This window comes from Micromonospora sp. AMSO31t (assembly GCF_008868175.1).
In the GTDB taxonomy this organism is placed as follows: domain Bacteria; phylum Actinomycetota; class Actinomycetes; order Mycobacteriales; family Micromonosporaceae; genus Micromonospora.
In genome coordinates, this window is the sequence record NZ_WBKT01000011.1 from 1 (window position 1) to 15,830 (window position 15,830).

Sequence of the window (15,830 nt, forward strand, 5' to 3'; positions counted from 1 at the left end):
CCGACCACCGCGCCGTCGCGGAGCACCCCGCCGGCACCGCTCGCCGAGCGCCGCTGCGGCGCCCCACCGAATCCCTACGGGTACGACTTCTGCGGCGGCTCCCGGATCCGCAAACCGGCCCGGGGCGTCTGCGACTGGTTCGACTGCGTGCCCGGCTTCTGGTCCGGCCGCGGCTGGCTGGTGCAGTGCCGCGACGGCACGGTCAGCCTCACCGGCGGCCGGCGCGACTCGTGCGCCGACAACCAGGGCTACCACCGGACCTTCTGGACCTGACCGCCCGGGCCGACCCGCGCCCCTAGCCGGCGAGGCGCGGCGACCGGGGCGCCGCACGCAGCGGCAGCAGGCCGGCCAGGACCAGGGCCGCGCCCACCGGCAGCAGGTCCAGGTTCACGGCGATCGCCACGAACCCGACAAGCACCAGCATCGGCGCCCACACCGGCAGCAGCCGCGCCGCGGCGGCCCGGTACAGCAGCACCAGCAGGCCCACCTCGAACAGCGCGGGCCCGCCGAGCAGCACCAGGTCCGGCGTCTCCACGGCGTCGGCGAAGCGCGGGAACAGGTCGCCCAGGATCACCCAGACGAACGCCGCCGCGCCGACCAGGCCGGCCAGCGCCGCGACGTCGTCCACCGCCCGGAGCCGGGTCGAGCGGGTACGCAGCACGCCGTGCAGACCGACGGCCAGCACGGCGAACCCGAGGATGCCGAACAGGAACAGGGTGTGCCCGGTGTTCCACGCCCACGCGCCCTTGTCGCTGTGCCCGTCCAGGCGGTCGATGAGGCGGAGCAGGCCGTAGGAGAGGAGCAGCAGCGACGCGGTCACGCCCACGGGCCGCAACCAGGGGTACGCGGGACGCGTCCGGGAATCGGTGAGGGTCATGGCCTCAGCCTCGTCCCGGGGCCGGCCGGGGACATCGGGGCTGGACCCCCACCGGTCCCCGGATTAACCGTTCGCGCCCCGCAGGGGTGCCCCGCTACCGTCCGGCCCGTGTCCCGCACCGTGACCCTGGTCCTGCTCGACGCCGACGGCCGGCCGCTCGGCGCCCTGCCCCCGTACGACGTCCCGGAACCGTGGTGGCAGCAGGTCGGCTCGATCGTCGACGGGGCCCGCCGCCGGTACGGCGTCGACGTGGCCGTGCTGCGGCTGCTCACCGGCGACCGCCCCGAACCGCCCGGCGGCCACGTCACCTACCTGGGCCAGGTCACCGAGCCGCCCGCCGTCTCCCTGACCCCGGTGCCGGTGGACCTGGCGCCGCACCCGCTGCGCGCCCCGTACGCCGAGCCCGCAGGCCCGGCCCGCAGCGTCGCCTGGGCCACCGGGGAGCTGCGCCGGCTCGGCCGGCCGGTGGCCGCCGTGGCGCAGCAGCGCACCTGGAACCTGTCGGCGATCTGGCGGCTCGACGGCCCGGCCGGCAGCGCCTGGCTCAAGCAGGTGCCCCAGTTCTTCCGGCACGAGGCGGCCGTGCTGCGCTGGCTGGCCACCGCCGCGCCCACGACCGCCCCCACCCTGCTCGCCGCCGACGACACCGGTCGGATGCTGCTCGACCACGTGCCCGGCGAGGACCGCTACGGCGCCGGCGAGGCCGAGCGGGCCGCCGTCGCCGCCGACCACCACAGCGTCCAGCTCCGCGCCGCCGGCGAGGCCGCCGCGCTGGTCGCCGCCGGCGTACCCGATCGGCGCGGGCCGGCGCTGGCCGGCTGGATCCGCGACCGGCTGGCCCCGCACGACCCGACCGTGGCCGCCGACCTGCTCGCGGGCCTCGACGACCGGCTCGACCGGGTCCGCGACTGCGGCCTGCCCGACACCCTCGTCCACGGCGACCTGCATCCCGGCAACGTGCGCGGCGACGACACCCGGCGGACCGTCATCGACTGGGGCGACGCGTTCGTCGGCCACCCCGCCTTCGACATCCTGCGCCTCACCGAGGCGCTCGACCCGCCCGTCGCGGGCCGGCTGCGCGACGCCTGGGCGGCGCGCTGGCGGGCCGACGTGCCGGGCAGCGACCCGCAGCGCGCCGTCGAGCTGCTCCGCCCGGTCGCCGAGCTGCGGCTGGCCGCCGTGTACGCGATGTTCCTGGCCGGCATCGAACCGAGCGAGCACCCCTACCACCGCGGCGACGTGCCGGCCTGCCTGGCCCGGGCCGCCGCAACCGCCTGACACAGCTGGATCCACAGTTCGCTCCGGCGCGACACGCGACGTCGCTGGTCCAGGCGGAGACAGCCGAGCCCATAGCATCAACGCTATGGCCTGGGTAGCGTGGAGCTGGAACCAGAAGTCCGTAGCTGGTTGGAGGAGTTGCCGACCGCAGAGTTCGCACGAGCCGCCTTCTACATCGATCTTCTCGCCGATCGGGGCCCGCTGCTGAGTGAGCCGCACACGCGGCAACTCGACGGCAAGCTCCGGGAACTGCGCTTCTATCTGGAACGTGGGGCGATTCGGATCACGTACTGGATGGCCTCCGAGCGGAGGATCATCCTGCTGACGGTCTTCCGCAAGACGCGAATGCGCGAGGACAGGGAGGTCGAGCGGGCGCGCCGGGCTCTGGAGCGGTGCGTGGCGGAGCGGCACACCGTGGTCGAGGGGGCGGAGTGATGACGGATCGAGTGGACTGGACCGACCTGCGCCGACGGCGGATGGCCGAGCCGGGGGCGGAGGAGGCGTACGCGGCCGCCCGGCTGGCGTTCGAACTCGGGCAGACCGTTCGGGACCTGCGGGAACGCGCCGGCTGGAGCCAGACCCAGCTCGCACGCACGGCCGGCATGACGCAGTCGGCCGTGGCCCGCTTCGAGGCCGGCGGCACCGTACCCACGCTCGTCGTCCTTGAACGACTCGCCCGGGCGCTGGACATGCGGCTCGACGTCCGGTTCTCGCCGATCGCCCACGCCGCCTGACCTCCGGCGCGCCTCGGGTCGCTGGCGCGGATGCCGCACCATGGCTCCGTGATCATGCGGAAGCGACGCCACAGGAAGAAGGACCGGGACTGGTGCAACTGCGACCTGCCCGACTGTGACGGCCCCGGCTGCTGCGACCTCGGCCTCTTCTCGCTGCTGCTGACCCTCGGCTCGGTCGCCGCCGGCGTGGTGCGCCGTCCGGCCGTGGACCGCGCCGGCCGCGCCGCCATTCTCGGCTACCGGCGCTGGCTGTCGCACCGCTGGCCCGCCCAGTGCCGCTACACCCCCACGTGCAGCGCCTACGGACTGGCGGCGGTGGAGCGGTACGGCCTCGCGGTGGGCGGACGGCTGGCCGCCGACCGGGTGCGCCGCTGCCGGCCCGGCGTCCCGCGCGGCACCCACGACCCGCTGCGCTGACACTCAACCCAGTGGCGCCGGCCCGCCGAACACGACGGGGATGCCGGGGGAGTGGAGCACGCTCACCGGTGGCCCGACCGGCGGCGGCAACCCGGCGGCGGTGACCAGCTCGTCGTCCAGGTGCAGCAGTTCGGCCCGGTGCAACGGCCACTGGGGATGCCAGTTCGGCAGGTGCAGGGTGCGCCCGTACGCCCGGGTGTGCAGGCCCCAGCGGGCCGTGAGGAAGTGCTCCAGCGGCGTCGGGTCGGCGATCGGATCACCGACCCGGACCTCCATCCGGCTCGACGCCCCGGCGGGGCCGGGCCAGCGCCGGCGGCAGCGGTAGGTGAGGCGGTCCCCGTCCCGCTCCAGCCGCATGGCCGACCACTTGTAGGGCAGCCGCAGGCTCACCTGCGCGACCAGCACCGGCACCAGCCGGGACGCGTCGAGCGAGCGGAACACCACGGCCCGCCGCCCGGTGCCGTCGACCGAGTACAGCCGGACGTTGGTCTCCCAGAACGTGCCGAAGTACGGCACGCCCGGTCCCCGGCCGAAACCGAGCCCGACCATCCGGAACCCGATCAGCCCGACATAGCTGAGCCCGTCGATGGTGTCCGGCCGGGTGCCGGCCGGCAGCAGCGGCGCGACCACCTCCGGCGCGACCGCCCAGTGCAGGAACGTGAGATCCCGCCAGCGCTGCCGCAGCCAGGCACGCGGGAACGCCCGCACGGGCGCGCAGTCGACCGGCTCGACGTCCACGCCCCCATCGTGCCCCGTCCGGCGGCCGGGCGAGGAATGCCGGAGGCCCCTCCGGCCCGCGTGGGCCCCCGGGTTCAACGAGCGGACGGCTCACTCGGGCCGGTGGCAGACCGCCTCGACGTTGTTGCCGTCCGGGTCACGGACGAACGCCCCGAAGTAGGTCGGGTGGTATTCCGGCCACACCCTCGGCGCGTGCAGCACCTCGGCGCCGGCCGCCACCGCGGCGTCGTGGAACGCCTGCACGGCGGCCCGGTCGGGGGCCGTGAAGGCGATGTGGGCCTCCAGCGGCGCGCCGCTGTCGGCGGGCGCGGGCACCAGCCAGAAGTCGGGACTGTCGACGCCGTAGCCGATCGGGCCCGGCTCCATGATCCGCCGGCCGCCCAGCGGGGCGAGCACCGCGTCGTAGAAGGCGGCGCTGGCCGGCAGGTCGCGCACCATGACGGAGAAGTGGTCGAGCACAACGCCTCCCTGCAATCGGCTATGACCGCGCCAGGTTAGGAGCCGCCTACGACACTTCCTCCGACTCGTAGTACTGCGCGTGCCAGCGGGACTGCTCCTCGACGTCGAACGCCGCCACGTCCGCCGGGTTGGTGTACGACAGGTACGCCACCACCTCCTCGGCCTCCGGCGTGCCGAGCGACCGCAGGTGGTCGAGGGTCCGCTCCCGGCCCGCGCCGCACAGCAGCTGCCATTCCACCGAGCAGGCGGCGTCGAAGCTGGAGTGCTTCGCCCGCCAGATCGGCAGCACGTCGGCCAGGTCACCGCGCAGGAACAACTGCACGCAGCAGAGGTGAATGAGCGCGCTGTCGTTGTGCACTCCCAGCGCGGTCTGTTCGTGGAGCAGGGCGCGCACCGGGCCGAGGTCGGCCGGGCGGAGACCGTGGCGGCTGTACCACTCGTCCTCGTCCATCCCGCCATCGTGCCTGCCCGCACAGTTGCTGGTGAACGTGGGACCGGGCTGCTGGGATCGAAGTGCGTAGCGCGAAGATCCCCGGCTTTAGCCGTGGGGTTAGCGTGTCATTTTTGGACGGGCAGTAGATAGCACGAGGCTGTATATTGCACAGGTGTCTGTTGCCCTGCGGTCGAACAGCAACGTCGTGTTCCAGTGCGCTTTCCACGTCGTGTGGTGCCCGAAGTACCGACGCCGGGTGCTCGGCGGCCGGATCGAGGAGCGGTTGAAGCAGCTCATCGGTGAGGTGGTGGAGGAGAAAGGGGCGTGGTTGGTGGCGCTGGAAGTCATGCCTGATCAGGTGCACTTGCTGGTCGAGGTGGACCCGCGGTTCGGCGTCCACAAGCTCGTCAAGGCGATCAAGGCACGGACGTCTCGGGTGCTGCGTGAGGATTTCCCGTCGCTACGTTCCCGGCTGCCGACCTTGTGGACGAACTCGTACTTCGTGGCGACCACCGGCGGTGCCCCACTGGCCGCGGTACAGCGGTACGTTGAGCAGCAGAAGGGCCGCTGAATGCTGACCGGCCGCCGCTATCTGCTCGCCTTCACCGACGAGCAGGCCGCCTACGCCGAACAGGTCGGCGCAATGTGTCGGGCGGTGTGGAACACGGCGTTGGAGCAGCGCCGTGAGTACCGCCGCCGCGGCGCGTTCATCGGCTACAACGAGCAGGCCGGGCAGATGGCCAAGGCGAAGAAAGACCCGGACTGCGCGTGGCTGGCCGACGCGCCGTCGCACACGTTGCAGCAAACCCTGCGGGACCTGGACCGGGCGTGCAAGACGCATGGCACGTGGAAGGTGCGCTGGCGGTCCAAGGCCCGCACGGCCCCGTCGTTCCGGTTTCCCGACCCCAAACACATCGCCATGCAGCGGCTGAACCGCAGGTGGGGTGAGGTGCGCCTGCCGAAGTTCGGGCCGGTCAGGTTTCGGTGGACCAGGCCGTTGGGTGGCGCCATCTGCAACGCCACGGTCTTGCGTGACGGCGGACGATGGTACATCTCGTTCTGCGTCGAGGACGGCGGGAGCGAGGTTGCCCCGAACGGTAAGCCGCCGGTCGGTGTGGACCGGGGTGTCACCGTGGCTGTGGCCACCTCTGACGGGGGGCTGGACGAGCGGGAGTTCGTCACCGCGGGCGAGGCGGCCCGGCTCAAGCGGTTGCAGCAGCGCATGTCCCGGTCGCTGCGGGTCCATGGCCGCAACCGCGGATCGAAACGTCGCGACGCTACCCGCGCGCAACTCGGCCGGCTGAATGCCCGTATCCGGGCCCGCAGAGCTGACTTCGCCGCGCAGACCGCCGTGCGCCTGGTCCGCGAGCACGGCATGGTCGCTGTCGAGGACCTGCGGATCAAGAACATGACGGCCAGCGCGAAGGGCACCGTTGAGCAGCCCGGCCGTAACATCCGCCAGAAGGCTGGCCTGAACCGGGCCATCCTCGCCAAAGGGTGGGGCGGATTCCTGCTCAAGCTCGAACACGCCGCCCGCTACCACGGGGCAAAGATCGAGAAGGTCAACCCCGCGTACACGTCGCAGACCTGCAACGCCTGCAAGCATGTCGCCTCGGAGTCCCGCAAGAGCCAAGCGGTCTTCCGGTGCGTCGCCTGCGGGCATCAGGACCGCGCCGACGTGAACGCGGCCAAGAACATCCTCGCCGCCGGGCTGGCGGTAACAGGGCGTGGAGACCTAGCCGCAGGGCTGTCTGTGAAACGCCAACCACCCGAACGGCTCGCGGCGTGAACACGCCTCAGCCACGGGAATCCCCCGCCCTTGAGGCACGGGGAGGAAGTCAAGTGCGCGTGGGGAAGTCCGACGCGCGGCGCACCGTCGAGGCGGTGTGGCGCATGGAGGCAGCCCGGGTCGTCGCCGGCATCGCGGCCCTGGTCCGCGACGTCGGCCTGGCCGAGGAACTCGCCCAGGACGCCCTCGTCGCCGCCCTCGAACAGTGGCCGCGCGACGGCGTCCCGGCCAACCCGGGAGCGTGGCTGACCACCGTCGGCAAGCGCCGGGCCGTCGACACGCTGCGCCGCCGGCAGACCCAGCAGCGTACGCTCGCCGAACTCGGCCGCGACCTCGACGAGCAGGTCACCCCCGACTTCGACGCCGCCCTCGACGAGCACATCGAGGACGACCTGCTGCGGCTGATCTTCGTGGCCTGCCACCCGGTCCTGTCGCCCATCGCCCGCGCCGCGCTCACCCTGCGGCTGGTCGGCGGCCTCACCACCGGCGAGATCGCCCGCGCCTTCCTCACCACCGAACCCACCGTCGGCCAGCGCATCACCCGGGCCAAGCAGACCCTCGCCGCCGCCCGGATCCCCTTCGAGGTGCCCGGCCCGGCCGAGCGCGCCGAACGCCTCGACTCGGTCCTGGAGGTCGTCTACCTCATCTTCAACGAGGGCTACTCGGCCACCGCCGGCGACGACTGGATGCGCCCCACCCTCGCCCAGGAGGCGCTGCGCCTGGTCCGGCTGCTCCAGGGGCTCATGCCCGACGAACCCGAGGTGCACGGCCTCGCCGCGCTGCTGGAGATCCAGGCGTCCCGCACCCGCGCCCGCACCGCCCCCGACGGCACGCCGATCCTCCTCAACGACCAGGACCGCGGCCGCTGGGACCAGTGGCTCATCCGGCGCGGCCTCGCCGCCCTCGACCGGGCCCGCACCGACCATCCCGGCCCGTACACCCTCCAGGCCGAGATCGCCGCCTGCCACGCGCGGGCGCGTACCCCCGAGGAGACCGACTGGGCGCGGATCGCGACCCTCTACGCGGAGCTGGCCCGGCTCGTGCCCTCGCCCGTGGTGGAGCTGAACCGGGCCGTCGCCGTCGCCCAGGCCGACGGGCCCGCCGCCGGCCTGGAACTGGCCCGGGAGCTGGAGTCCGAGCCGGCGCTGGCCGGCTACCACCTGCTGCCGAGCGTGATCGGTGACCTGCTGTTCAAGCTCGGCCGGCTGCCCGAGGCCCGGGCGGAGTTCGAGCGGGCGGCAGCGCTGACCGGCAACGCCCGCGAGCGCGCGTTGCTGCTCGACCGCGCCGCCGCCTGCGGCTGGTAAAAAATCTTGAGAAGTCATGTCGGATCCCGGTCGCCCCGTTCGACGCGTCAGCGAGAACCGATGACGAGGAGATCGAGATGACCAGCACGACACTCACCCGGGCCGGCACCGCACGAGGGGTCTCGACCCGCACCCTGCTCGCGGCGGGCGCCGCCGCCGGGCCGCTGTTCCTCGGCCTGGGCCTCGCCCAGGCGTTCACCCGCGACGGCTTCGACCTGAGCCGGCAACCGCTCAGCCTGCTCGCCCTCGGTGAGCACGGCTGGATCCAGATCGCCAATTTCGTCGTCTCCGGCCTGCTGGCCCTCGCCGGGGCCGCCGGCTTCCGCCGGGCCCTGCGCGGTGGGCCGGCCGGGACGTGGGGGCCGGCGCTGGTCGCGGTGCTCGGCGTCGGCCTCGTCGTCGCCGGGGTGCTCCGCGCCGACCCGAGCATGGGCTGGCCGGCCGGCGCACCGGAGGGCAACCCGGAGTCGATGAGCTGGCACTCCTACGGCCACGGGGTCGGGGCGATGCTCTCCTTCGGCTCGCTCACCGTCGCCTGCCTCGTGTTCGCCCGCCGCTTCGGGCGGGTGGGCGCGCTGTCGTCGATCCTCGTCGCCGCGGCGACCGTCGTCGTCATGGCCTGGCCGGACCAGGACAGCGTCAGTGTCCGGATGGTCCTCGGCTCGGCCCTGGTCTTCGGTTGGCTCACCGCGGTTTCCCTGCACACGATCACCGAGAGGAAGCACTGAGATGCGTTACATGATGATGCACAAGCTGGACGAGGCCGTTCCCGGGAACTTCGAGCCGTCGCCGGAGTTCATGAAGCGGATGGGGGCCTACATGGAGGAGGTCGTCAAGGCCGGGATCCTGGTGGCTGCCGAGGGGCTGTGCAAGAGCAGCGAAGAGTCGGCGCGGATCACCGCCACTAAGGGCAAGAAGACCGTCACCGACGGGCCGTTCACCGAGACCAAGGAACTGATCGCCGGGTTCGGGCTGATCGAGGTCCGGTCGAAGGAGGAGGCCGTCGAGTGGGCCAAGCGGTTCGTCGACGTCTTCACCGAGAGCGGCATCGACGTCGAGGTGGACGTCCGGCGGGTGAGTGAGGGACCGCACGAGGGCTGAGGCCGATCTCCCGGCGCCCGGCGGTCACACCGCCGGGCGCCGGGCCGTCCCACGGACATGAGAGCACTGGTACGCGGAACGGCCGCCCTGCTCGGCGCGGCGTCACTGGTCGTCGGGGTCTGGGCGCTGACCCGGGCCGACTCGTTCAGCTCGGCGGTGAACTTCCCGCCGCACGAGCACTTCGTGCACGACGTCGGGGCGTTCCAGCTCGGCATCGGGGCGACCCTGCTGCTGGCGCTCATCTGGGCCGACGCCCTGGCGGTCGCGCTGGCCGGCTACGTGGTCGGCGCGGCGGCGCACACCCTGTCGCACGTGGTCGACGCCGACCTGGGCGGCAGCGCGGCCCAGACCTGGCTGGTCCTGCTGTCGGCCCTCCTCGCCGTGGCCGCGCTGGTCGCCCGGCTGCGGCAGCTCGGCTGGGTGGTCGGGTACGTCGATCCCGCGCCGGCGCCCGGCTGGGCGCCGCTGGTGCGGCAGAAGACCGTGGTGCTGACGACGTTCAAGCGGGACGGCACCGCCGTGCCGACGGCCGTGAGCGTCGCGGTCGCGGGGGAGCGGGCGTACGTGCGCAGCTTCGAGAAGGCGTGGAAGACCCGGCGGATCCGCAACAACCCGCGGGTGACAGTGGCGCCGTCGACGGCGCTCGGCAAGCCGACCGGGCAGGCGGTCGAGGCGGTGGCGCGGCGGCTGGACGGGGCCGAGTACCGGGCGGCGAGCCGGGCGCTGGTCGGGAAGCACCCGCTGCTGCACGGGGTGCTCGTGCCGCTGACGCACCGGCTCGGGCGGGCGAGGACCGGCCGCACCGTGCACTTCGAACTGACTGCACGCTGAAGGTATATACGCGAGGTATACGCTCAGGGTATGGTGACGTCATGAGCGTTCCCATGACCCTCCTCGGCCTGCTCGAACGCGAGCCCAGCCACGGCTACGACCTCAAGCGCGACTACGACGCCTTCTTCAGCCGAGGCAAGCCACTGCCGTTCGGGCAGGTCTACGCGACCCTGAGCCGGCTCGCCCGCGACGGCAAGATCGTGATCGGCGAGGTCGAGCCGGGCGTCGGCCCGGAGCGCAAGCGCTACGTCATCACCGACCGCGGCGCCACCGAGGTCGAGTCGTGGCTCACCGAACCCGTCCCGGCCGAGCCCAACCTGCAGACGGTCCTGTTCACCAAGGTCGTGCTGGCGCTCATGCTCGGGCGCCCCGCCGAGGAGTACCTCGACCGCCAGCGCGCCGCCCACCTGGGCCGGATGAAGGAACTGACCGACATCAAGCGCTCCGGCTCGCTTGTCGACGCCATGCTGGCCGACCACGGCCTGTTCCACCTGGAGGCCGACCTGCACTGGATCGACACCACGGCCGCCCGGCTGGACGCGCTCGCGAAGGAGGTGCGGGGATGACGGCGGTCGAGGCGCGCGACGTGGTGCTGTCCTTCGGCGAGACCCCGGCGCTGCGCGGCGCGAGCGTCGTGGTGGCACCGGGCGAGATCGTCGCGATCATGGGCCCGAGCGGCTCCGGGAAGTCCACCCTGCTGCACTGCCTGGCCGGGATCCTGGTGCCGGACGCCGGCGAGATCCACTTCGACGGCCGCCGGATCGACACCCTCGGCGAGAACCAGCGCAGCGTGCTGCGCCGGGACCGGTTCGGCTTCGTGTTCCAGTCCGGTCAGCTCGTGCCCGAGCTGACCGCCGAGGAGAACGTCGCGCTGCCGCTGCTGCTCAACGGCGTCAAGCGGGCCGCCGCGCTGAAGGAGGCGCGGCCCTGGTTCGAGCGGCTCGACCTGGCCGGCCTGGAGCGGCGCCGCTCCGGGGAGCTGTCCGGCGGGCAGGCGCAACGGGTCGCGCTGGCCCGTGGCCTCGTCGCCCGGCCCGGCGCGCTGTTCGCCGACGAGCCGACCGGCGCGCTCGACTCGCTGACCGGCGAGCAGGTCATGGACCTGCTGGTCTCCTCGGCCCGCGACGAGGGCACGACCGTCGTCCTCGTCACCCACGACGCCCGCGTGGCCGCGTACGCCGACCGGCAGGTCATCGTGCGCGACGGCAGGGTGAAGGCGCTGGTGTCGGCATGATCCGGTTCGCGGTCCGGCTGTCCCTGGCCGGTGGGCGGGAGGCCGCCACCCGGCTCGTCGTCATCGCCGCCGCCGTGGCGCTCGGCGTCGGCATGCTCCTGACCACGCTGGCCGGCATGAACGCGGTCGACGCGCAGAACCAGCGGTACGCCTGGCTCAACACCGCCGTCGCCCCGGCGTCGGCCGACCCGTCCGCGGAGCCGATGTGGTGGCTCATCCGGGAGGACTACTTCCACGGCCGCTCCATCGGCCGGGTCGAGGTCGCGGCGACCGGGCCGGACGCCCCCGTCCCGCCGGGCATCCCGAAGCTGCCCTCGCCGGGCCAGTTCTACGTCTCACCCGCCCTCGGCGAGCTGCTGCGCGCCACCCCGGCCGCGGAACTCGGTGACCGATTCCCCGGCCGGGACGTCGGCACCATCGGCCGGGAGGCGCTGCCCTCGCCCGACTCGCTGCTGATCGTCATCGGCCGTACCCCGGCCGACCTCGAACCGCTGGGCGCGCGCAAGGTCACCCAGATCATGACCACCTCGCCGGACAGCTGCTCCCGAGGCTGTTACGTCGGCATCAACCACGACGGCATGGCACTCGTGCTGTCCATCGTCGCCGCCGCGCTGCTCTTCCCGGTGCTCATCTTCATCGGCACCGCGACTCGGCTGGCCGCCACCCGGCGGGAACAGCGCTTCGCCGCCATGCGGCTCATCGGCGCCACCCCGCGGCAGATCTCCCTCATCTCGGCCGTGGAGTCGACCCTCGCCGCCGTGGCCGGCACGCTCGCCGGGTTCGCCCTGTTCCTCGCGGCCCGGCCCGGCATCGCCGCGATCCCGTTCACCGGCGAGGCGTTCTTCACCAGCGACCTGTCGCTCACCGCCGTCGACGTGCTGGCGGTCGCGCTCGGCATCCCGCTCGGCGCCGTCGTGGCCTCCTGGCTGGCGCTGCGCCGGGTGCAGATCTCCCCGCTGGGCGTCGCGCGCCGGGTCACCCCGAAACCGCCGCGCGCCTGGCGGCTGATCCCGCTGGTCGCCGGGCTCGTCGAGCTGGCGTACTTCGTCGGTCGGCGCCCGCCCACGACCAACGGGCAGCTCACGGCGTACCTCTCGGGGTTCCTTCTGATCCTGATCGGGCTGGTGCTGGCCGGTCCCTGGCTGACCATGGCCGGCGCGCGGCTGCTGGCCGGGCGGGCGAGCCGGCCGGCGGCGCTCATCGCCGGGCGGCGCCTCGCCGACAACCCCCGGGCCGGCTTCCGGTCCGTCAGCGGCCTGATCGTGGCGCTGTTCGTGACCAGCGTGGCCACCGGCATCATCACCACCTACGTGGCCAACCGGGGCGAGCCGCGCACCGACTCGGTGGCCGCCACGTCCCTGTCCATGTGGTTCCAGCCAGAGGACGGCCCCGCGCCGAGCGCGGACCGGATCCCGGCCGGGCTCGCGACGATCCCCGGGGTACGCAGCGTGACCCTGGTCCGCGCCAATCCCGTCACCGAGCCACCGCCGATGGAGGTGAACGGGACGGAATCACCCGCCTATCGATGGTGGTGGCCGGGCGTCATCACCTGCGCCGAGCTGGACCGGCTGGCGGTGTTCGGCAGCTGCCCCACCGGCGCGCGGGTCGCGGCCGTGGCCGACGACCTCATCGGGGAGCGCGCGTGGGACCTGACCAACGACAGCTACGTCTGGGCGGCTGCCGACATGGATCCGGCGCAGGTCGACCGGCAACCGATCCGGTCGGTGGTCGTCAACACCACCAGCCGCGCCGCGTTCGAGCAGGCCCGCACCATGCTGATCAACGCGTTCCCGACGGTGCGCTTCCCGTCCAGCGTCGCCGAGTGGGAGTCGAACTCCGCCCGGCTCATGGTGCAGTTCCAGCAGCTGGCCAACGTGATCATGCTGGCCAGCCTGCCGATCGCGGGGTGCAGCCTGGCGGTCAGCGTGGCCGGCGGGCTGAGCGACCGGAAGCGGCCGTTCAGCATGCTGCGCCTGACCGGGGTGCAGCTGCGCACGCTGCGGGGGGTGGTGGCGCTGGAAACCGTCGTGCCGCTGCTGCTCGTCGCCGTGGTGGCGATCGGGATGGGGTTCCTGGCGGCGCACCTGTTCCTGCGGGCGCAGCTCGGCTACACGCTGCTGGCGCCGGACGGGTCGTTCTACCTGATGGTCGCCGGCGGGCTGGCGGCGTCGCTGGCGATCGTCGCCTCGACGCTGCCGCTGCTGCGCCGGATCACCGGCCCGGAGACGGCGCGCAACGACTAGCTCCGCTATCCGAGCGGGACCTGGACCGCCACGTCGTGTTTGGGGTAGTAGCTCTCCACCGTGTCCGCGCCGTACTTGGCCTTGAACAGCTCCACCACGTGGTTCACCCGGTCGGCCTCGGTGATCGGGGTGGCACTCGAACTCAGTGCCGTCCCGTTCGCCGACACCTCGATCATCGGGGTCTGCCGGACGTTCTTGTACCACTGGCTGTCCGAGCCGGTCACCGGGACGAGGAACACGCTGTCCTCGTCCAGCACGAACCACACCGGGTGGGTGATCTGCCGGCCGGTCCTCCGGCCGGTCACGGTGATCTCGACCTCGCGGACCCCGTCCAGGGCGTCCCAGACCACGTTCGCCACGATTTCCCCCCTTTGCGCCTCTCCGCCAGGCTAGGCGCTCCCGCGCCCGGCCGTCGTGGAATCCGCGACCTTGTCGAGGCCCTGATCACGGGTCCACAGAGGAGACTTTGACGCTGTTAAGGTTGGCGGGCGGAGCATGGGGACCGACCTCGCTCGGGGATGGCACAACATGGATCAGCCGGCCAGGGAACAGTTGAAGCTTCTGCGCAGACTCGAGAAGGTCATTTCGGAAACCGAGTTCTCCTGGTCGCTGTGCCTGGTCGGTGAGGACCAGTCCCGCAAGCTCAACGAGCTGGCCGCCGAGTTGCAGCGCCCCTTCTCGTCCACCGGTGACGAGAAGAGGATCGTGTCCGGCTACTCGTACTGGGGAATCGAACCGGCGGTCAACTGGCAGCGGGCCTGCACGGACCCCAACTATCCGGTCATGAGGGACGGGATCGAGACCTTCAGCCGGCGCTGGCGGAGCCTGCACTCCCGGCACAACGGCCGTCCCTACCACTACGTCAGCCTCGGCCCCGGCACGGGGGAGAAGGACGCCGTGGTGCTGGCCGACCTCCAGCGGGCGAACCCGGAGATGTACTACGTGCCCGTGGACATGAGCGCGGAGATGCTGCGCCTGGGCTTGAAGCCGATAAAGGCCCTGCCCTTCTTCCGGCAGTTCCGCAATCAACTGCTGCCGGTGCAACTCGACTTCTCGGTCGAGGAGAACGTGACCGAGCTGAACGAACTGCGGGACCGGCTCATCGGGGACGAGCCGGTGCTGTTCTCCCTGCTCGGCAACACGATGGCCAACTTCGACGAGGACGTCGAGCTGGTCGAGCGGCTGAGCCGGCAACTCCTGCGCCCGCAGGACCGGCTGCTCGTGGAGGTTGCCACCGCGTCGCACCTCGACGAGCGGATGGCGCAGCAGGCCGCCCGCGAGTACGAGACCAGCTGGGTGTTCCGCGAGTTCGTCATCAGCGCCCTGCGCCAGAACACCGACCTCTCGGTGAACATGAACTACGTCCGCTTCGAGGGGGTCGTCGAGGAGGGGCGGTCCCTGGTCATCAAGGTGATCTACTGCAACCGGTCCGCCGAGGAACTCAAGATCGTGCTCCCGAACCGCAGCGAGGTCAGCTTCCCGAGCGGCGACACCATCCGCCTCCTCATCACCCGGAAATACCAGCTCAAGGCCCTCGCGGCCGCGCTGGCCAAGGCCGGCCTGTTCGTGGAGAGCGAGGCGTTCACGCAGTTCCAGGCCTACGAGCGGGCCCGCCGGTTCGGCATGGACCTCATGCTCCTGTCGAGCAGCGACGGCGGCAACGGCCACGACACGGCCGCCCGGGACGTGTTCCGCCGCCCCGGCACATGACGGGCGGACGACCGCGCCCGACGTCCGTGCCGTCGTGGCTGACGGCGCCCCGCACCTGGATCATGCTGGTCACCGCCGGCAGCCTGGCGGTGGCCTTCGTCGTCAGCGCCGTCTGGTGGAGCCGGTCGGCCGGCACGTCGCGCTTCGAGCCGGCGGTCCAGATCCTCGGCCTGCTCGGCGGCATCACCGGCATCGTCGCCGAACGGTGGGCGGCGGGCCGGGAGCGGCGCGCGGAGGCCCTCCAGGCCGTCGCCGAGGAGTTGCGGGACAACCAGAAGGTGCTGGCCTCCCCGCCCTTCGCGGTGGGAGCCGCGCAGCCGGCCCGCCGGCAGGTCTACCCCCGGATGAACCTGTCGGCGGTGAACGCCGCGCTGTCGTCGGCCGTGCTGTCCCCCGGGCGCGACGAGGGGCTGTCCAGCATGCTCCATGACTGGCGGAACGAGGCGGAGATCTTCAACCACCAGCTCTCCCTCGCCGAGATCCTGGCCTTCACCAACGGGTCCGACGAGGTGCTCCGCGACCTTCACCAGGGACTGCACAGCGCCGACGGTCCCCTGGAACGTATGCAGGAACACCTCGTCGCGCTGCTGGCCACGCCGCCCCTGACCGCACGGCGTGCCCCTCGATAAGGGCCCGCCGCGGCGGTGCGGCGTCCGAAAGGGATTGCACCCCGACGGTA

At 72.4% G+C, this 15,830-nt stretch carries 20 protein-coding genes and 1 pseudogene; 16 read left to right on the forward strand and 5 right to left on the reverse strand.

Annotation, left to right across the window (positions count from 1 at the left end; genetic code table 11):
* Window positions 1–273, forward strand: a pseudogene (locus F8274_RS04400) (hypothetical protein); the annotation flags it as partial.
* Between the two features lie 22 nt (window positions 274–295).
* Here F8274_RS04400 and F8274_RS04405 read toward each other — a convergent pair.
* A complete protein-coding gene (locus F8274_RS04405; protein ID WP_151460983.1) occupies window positions 296–877 on the reverse strand; it encodes a hypothetical protein in 582 nt (193 codons plus the stop codon).
* Between the two features lie 108 nt (window positions 878–985).
* Here F8274_RS04405 and F8274_RS04410 point away from each other — a divergent pair, with 108 nt between their 5' ends.
* The 4 genes from F8274_RS04410 to yidD all read left to right on the forward strand — a co-directional run bounded on the left by F8274_RS04410 (window position 986) and on the right by yidD (window position 3,306).
* Window positions 986–2,155, forward strand: coding sequence for an aminoglycoside phosphotransferase family protein (locus F8274_RS04410; protein ID WP_151460984.1), 1,170 nt, complete (start codon window positions 986–988; stop codon window positions 2,153–2,155).
* 99 nt (window positions 2,156–2,254) lie between these two features.
* Window positions 2,255–2,590 (forward strand): type II toxin-antitoxin system RelE/ParE family toxin, encoded by a 336-nt coding sequence (locus F8274_RS04415; RefSeq protein WP_151460985.1) that lies wholly within the window; start codon window positions 2,255–2,257, stop codon window positions 2,588–2,590.
* Window positions 2,590–2,889, forward strand: coding sequence for a helix-turn-helix transcriptional regulator (locus F8274_RS04420; RefSeq protein WP_151460986.1), 300 nt, complete (start codon window positions 2,590–2,592; stop codon window positions 2,887–2,889). Before F8274_RS04415 ends, F8274_RS04420 begins: the two co-directional genes overlap by 1 nt.
* A gap of 54 nt (window positions 2,890–2,943) precedes the next feature.
* On the forward strand, window positions 2,944–3,306 hold the full coding sequence (yidD, locus tag F8274_RS04425; protein WP_192579706.1) for a membrane protein insertion efficiency factor YidD: 363 nt from the start codon (window positions 2,944–2,946) through the stop codon (window positions 3,304–3,306).
* 3 nt (window positions 3,307–3,309) lie between these two features.
* On the opposite strand, the gene F8274_RS04430 is transcribed toward yidD, so the two are convergent.
* The 3 genes from F8274_RS04430 to F8274_RS31145 all read right to left on the reverse strand — a co-directional run bounded on the left by F8274_RS04430 (window position 3,310) and on the right by F8274_RS31145 (window position 4,954).
* Window positions 3,310–4,044, reverse strand: coding sequence for a YqjF family protein (locus F8274_RS04430; protein WP_151460988.1), 735 nt, complete (start codon window positions 4,042–4,044; stop codon window positions 3,310–3,312).
* Window positions 4,045–4,134: 90 nt separating this feature from the next.
* Complete coding sequence (locus F8274_RS04435; RefSeq protein ID WP_151460989.1) at window positions 4,135–4,503, reverse strand: VOC family protein; 369 nt, start codon at window positions 4,501–4,503, stop codon at window positions 4,135–4,137.
* 46 nt (window positions 4,504–4,549) lie between these two features.
* On the reverse strand, window positions 4,550–4,954 hold the full coding sequence (locus F8274_RS31145) for a hypothetical protein (protein WP_192579702.1): 405 nt from the start codon (window positions 4,952–4,954) through the stop codon (window positions 4,550–4,552).
* A gap of 154 nt (window positions 4,955–5,108) precedes the next feature.
* On the opposite strand from F8274_RS31145, the gene tnpA reads away from it, so the two are divergent.
* The 9 genes from tnpA to F8274_RS04485 all read left to right on the forward strand — a co-directional run bounded on the left by tnpA (window position 5,109) and on the right by F8274_RS04485 (window position 13,441).
* Window positions 5,109–5,507, forward strand: coding sequence for an IS200/IS605 family transposase (gene tnpA, locus F8274_RS04445; RefSeq protein ID WP_151460990.1), 399 nt, complete (start codon window positions 5,109–5,111; stop codon window positions 5,505–5,507).
* Window positions 5,508–6,725 carry an RNA-guided endonuclease TnpB family protein gene (locus F8274_RS04450; protein WP_151460991.1) on the forward strand — a complete coding sequence of 406 codons (1,218 nt, stop codon included), beginning with the start codon at window positions 5,508–5,510 and terminating at the stop codon, window positions 6,723–6,725.
* Between the two features lie 104 nt (window positions 6,726–6,829).
* Window positions 6,830–8,032 (forward strand): RNA polymerase sigma factor, encoded by a 1,203-nt coding sequence (locus F8274_RS04455; RefSeq protein ID WP_151461039.1) that lies wholly within the window; start codon window positions 6,830–6,832, stop codon window positions 8,030–8,032.
* Window positions 8,033–8,109: 77 nt separating this feature from the next.
* Window positions 8,110–8,760 (forward strand): DUF998 domain-containing protein, encoded by a 651-nt coding sequence (locus F8274_RS04460; RefSeq protein WP_151460992.1) that lies wholly within the window; start codon window positions 8,110–8,112, stop codon window positions 8,758–8,760.
* A gap of 1 nt (window position 8,761) precedes the next feature.
* Window positions 8,762–9,133 (forward strand): YciI family protein, encoded by a 372-nt coding sequence (locus F8274_RS04465; protein WP_151460993.1) that lies wholly within the window; start codon window positions 8,762–8,764, stop codon window positions 9,131–9,133.
* Between the two features lie 57 nt (window positions 9,134–9,190).
* The gene (locus F8274_RS04470; protein ID WP_151460994.1) at window positions 9,191–9,964 is read left to right on the forward strand and encodes a PPOX class F420-dependent oxidoreductase; all 774 of its coding nucleotides are present in this window, start codon (window positions 9,191–9,193) and stop codon (window positions 9,962–9,964) included.
* Window positions 9,965–10,005: 41 nt separating this feature from the next.
* Window positions 10,006–10,530: a PadR family transcriptional regulator gene (locus F8274_RS04475; protein WP_151460995.1), complete on the forward strand. Its 525-nt coding sequence runs from the start codon at window positions 10,006–10,008 to the stop codon at window positions 10,528–10,530.
* On the forward strand, window positions 10,527–11,198 hold the full coding sequence (locus F8274_RS04480; protein ID WP_151460996.1) for an ABC transporter ATP-binding protein: 672 nt from the start codon (window positions 10,527–10,529) through the stop codon (window positions 11,196–11,198). Before F8274_RS04475 ends, F8274_RS04480 begins: the two co-directional genes overlap by 4 nt.
* On the forward strand, window positions 11,195–13,441 hold the full coding sequence (locus tag F8274_RS04485; RefSeq protein WP_151460997.1) for an FtsX-like permease family protein: 2,247 nt from the start codon (window positions 11,195–11,197) through the stop codon (window positions 13,439–13,441). Before F8274_RS04480 ends, F8274_RS04485 begins: the two co-directional genes overlap by 4 nt.
* Before the next feature lie 5 nt (window positions 13,442–13,446).
* On the opposite strand, the gene F8274_RS04490 is transcribed toward F8274_RS04485, so the two are convergent.
* A complete protein-coding gene (locus tag F8274_RS04490) occupies window positions 13,447–13,800 on the reverse strand; it encodes a nitroreductase/quinone reductase family protein (RefSeq protein ID WP_148427248.1) in 354 nt (117 codons plus the stop codon).
* 169 nt (window positions 13,801–13,969) lie between these two features.
* Here F8274_RS04490 and F8274_RS04495 point away from each other — a divergent pair, with 169 nt between their 5' ends.
* On the forward strand, window positions 13,970–15,151 hold the full coding sequence (locus F8274_RS04495; RefSeq protein ID WP_151460998.1) for an L-histidine N(alpha)-methyltransferase: 1,182 nt from the start codon (window positions 13,970–13,972) through the stop codon (window positions 15,149–15,151).
* Between the two features lie 26 nt (window positions 15,152–15,177).
* Entirely contained in the window at window positions 15,178–15,780 is a 603-nt protein-coding gene (locus F8274_RS04500) for a hypothetical protein (protein WP_151460999.1), read from the forward strand.
* Window positions 15,781–15,830 lie beyond the last annotated feature (50 nt).

What these genes read in the sequence shown, in the direction of transcription:
- F8274_RS04460 (WP_151460992.1), top strand. Translation starts at nt 8,110, where the DNA reads ATGACCAGCACGACACTCACCCGGGCCGGCACCGCACGAGGGGTCTCG.
- F8274_RS04450 (WP_151460991.1), top strand. Translation starts at nt 5,508, where the DNA reads ATGCTGACCGGCCGCCGCTATCTGCTCGCCTTCACCGACGAGCAGGCC.
- yidD (WP_192579706.1), top strand. Translation starts at nt 2,944, where the DNA reads ATGCGGAAGCGACGCCACAGGAAGAAGGACCGGGACTGGTGCAACTGC.
- F8274_RS04480 (WP_151460996.1), top strand. Translation starts at nt 10,527, where the DNA reads ATGACGGCGGTCGAGGCGCGCGACGTGGTGCTGTCCTTCGGCGAGACC.
- F8274_RS04420 (WP_151460986.1), top strand. Translation starts at nt 2,590, where the DNA reads ATGACGGATCGAGTGGACTGGACCGACCTGCGCCGACGGCGGATGGCC.
- F8274_RS04495 (WP_151460998.1), top strand. Translation starts at nt 13,970, where the DNA reads ATGGATCAGCCGGCCAGGGAACAGTTGAAGCTTCTGCGCAGACTCGAG.
- F8274_RS04475 (WP_151460995.1), top strand. Translation starts at nt 10,006, where the DNA reads ATGAGCGTTCCCATGACCCTCCTCGGCCTGCTCGAACGCGAGCCCAGC.
- F8274_RS31145 (WP_192579702.1), bottom strand. Translation starts at nt 4,954, where the DNA reads ATGGACGAGGACGAGTGGTACAGCCGCCACGGTCTCCGCCCGGCCGAC.
- F8274_RS04470 (WP_151460994.1), top strand. Translation starts at nt 9,191, where the DNA reads ATGAGAGCACTGGTACGCGGAACGGCCGCCCTGCTCGGCGCGGCGTCA.
- F8274_RS04455 (WP_151461039.1), top strand. Translation starts at nt 6,830, where the DNA reads ATGGAGGCAGCCCGGGTCGTCGCCGGCATCGCGGCCCTGGTCCGCGAC.
- F8274_RS04405 (WP_151460983.1), bottom strand. Translation starts at nt 877, where the DNA reads ATGACCCTCACCGATTCCCGGACGCGTCCCGCGTACCCCTGGTTGCGG.
- F8274_RS04485 (WP_151460997.1), top strand. Translation starts at nt 11,195, where the DNA reads ATGATCCGGTTCGCGGTCCGGCTGTCCCTGGCCGGTGGGCGGGAGGCC.
- F8274_RS04465 (WP_151460993.1), top strand. Translation starts at nt 8,762, where the DNA reads ATGCGTTACATGATGATGCACAAGCTGGACGAGGCCGTTCCCGGGAAC.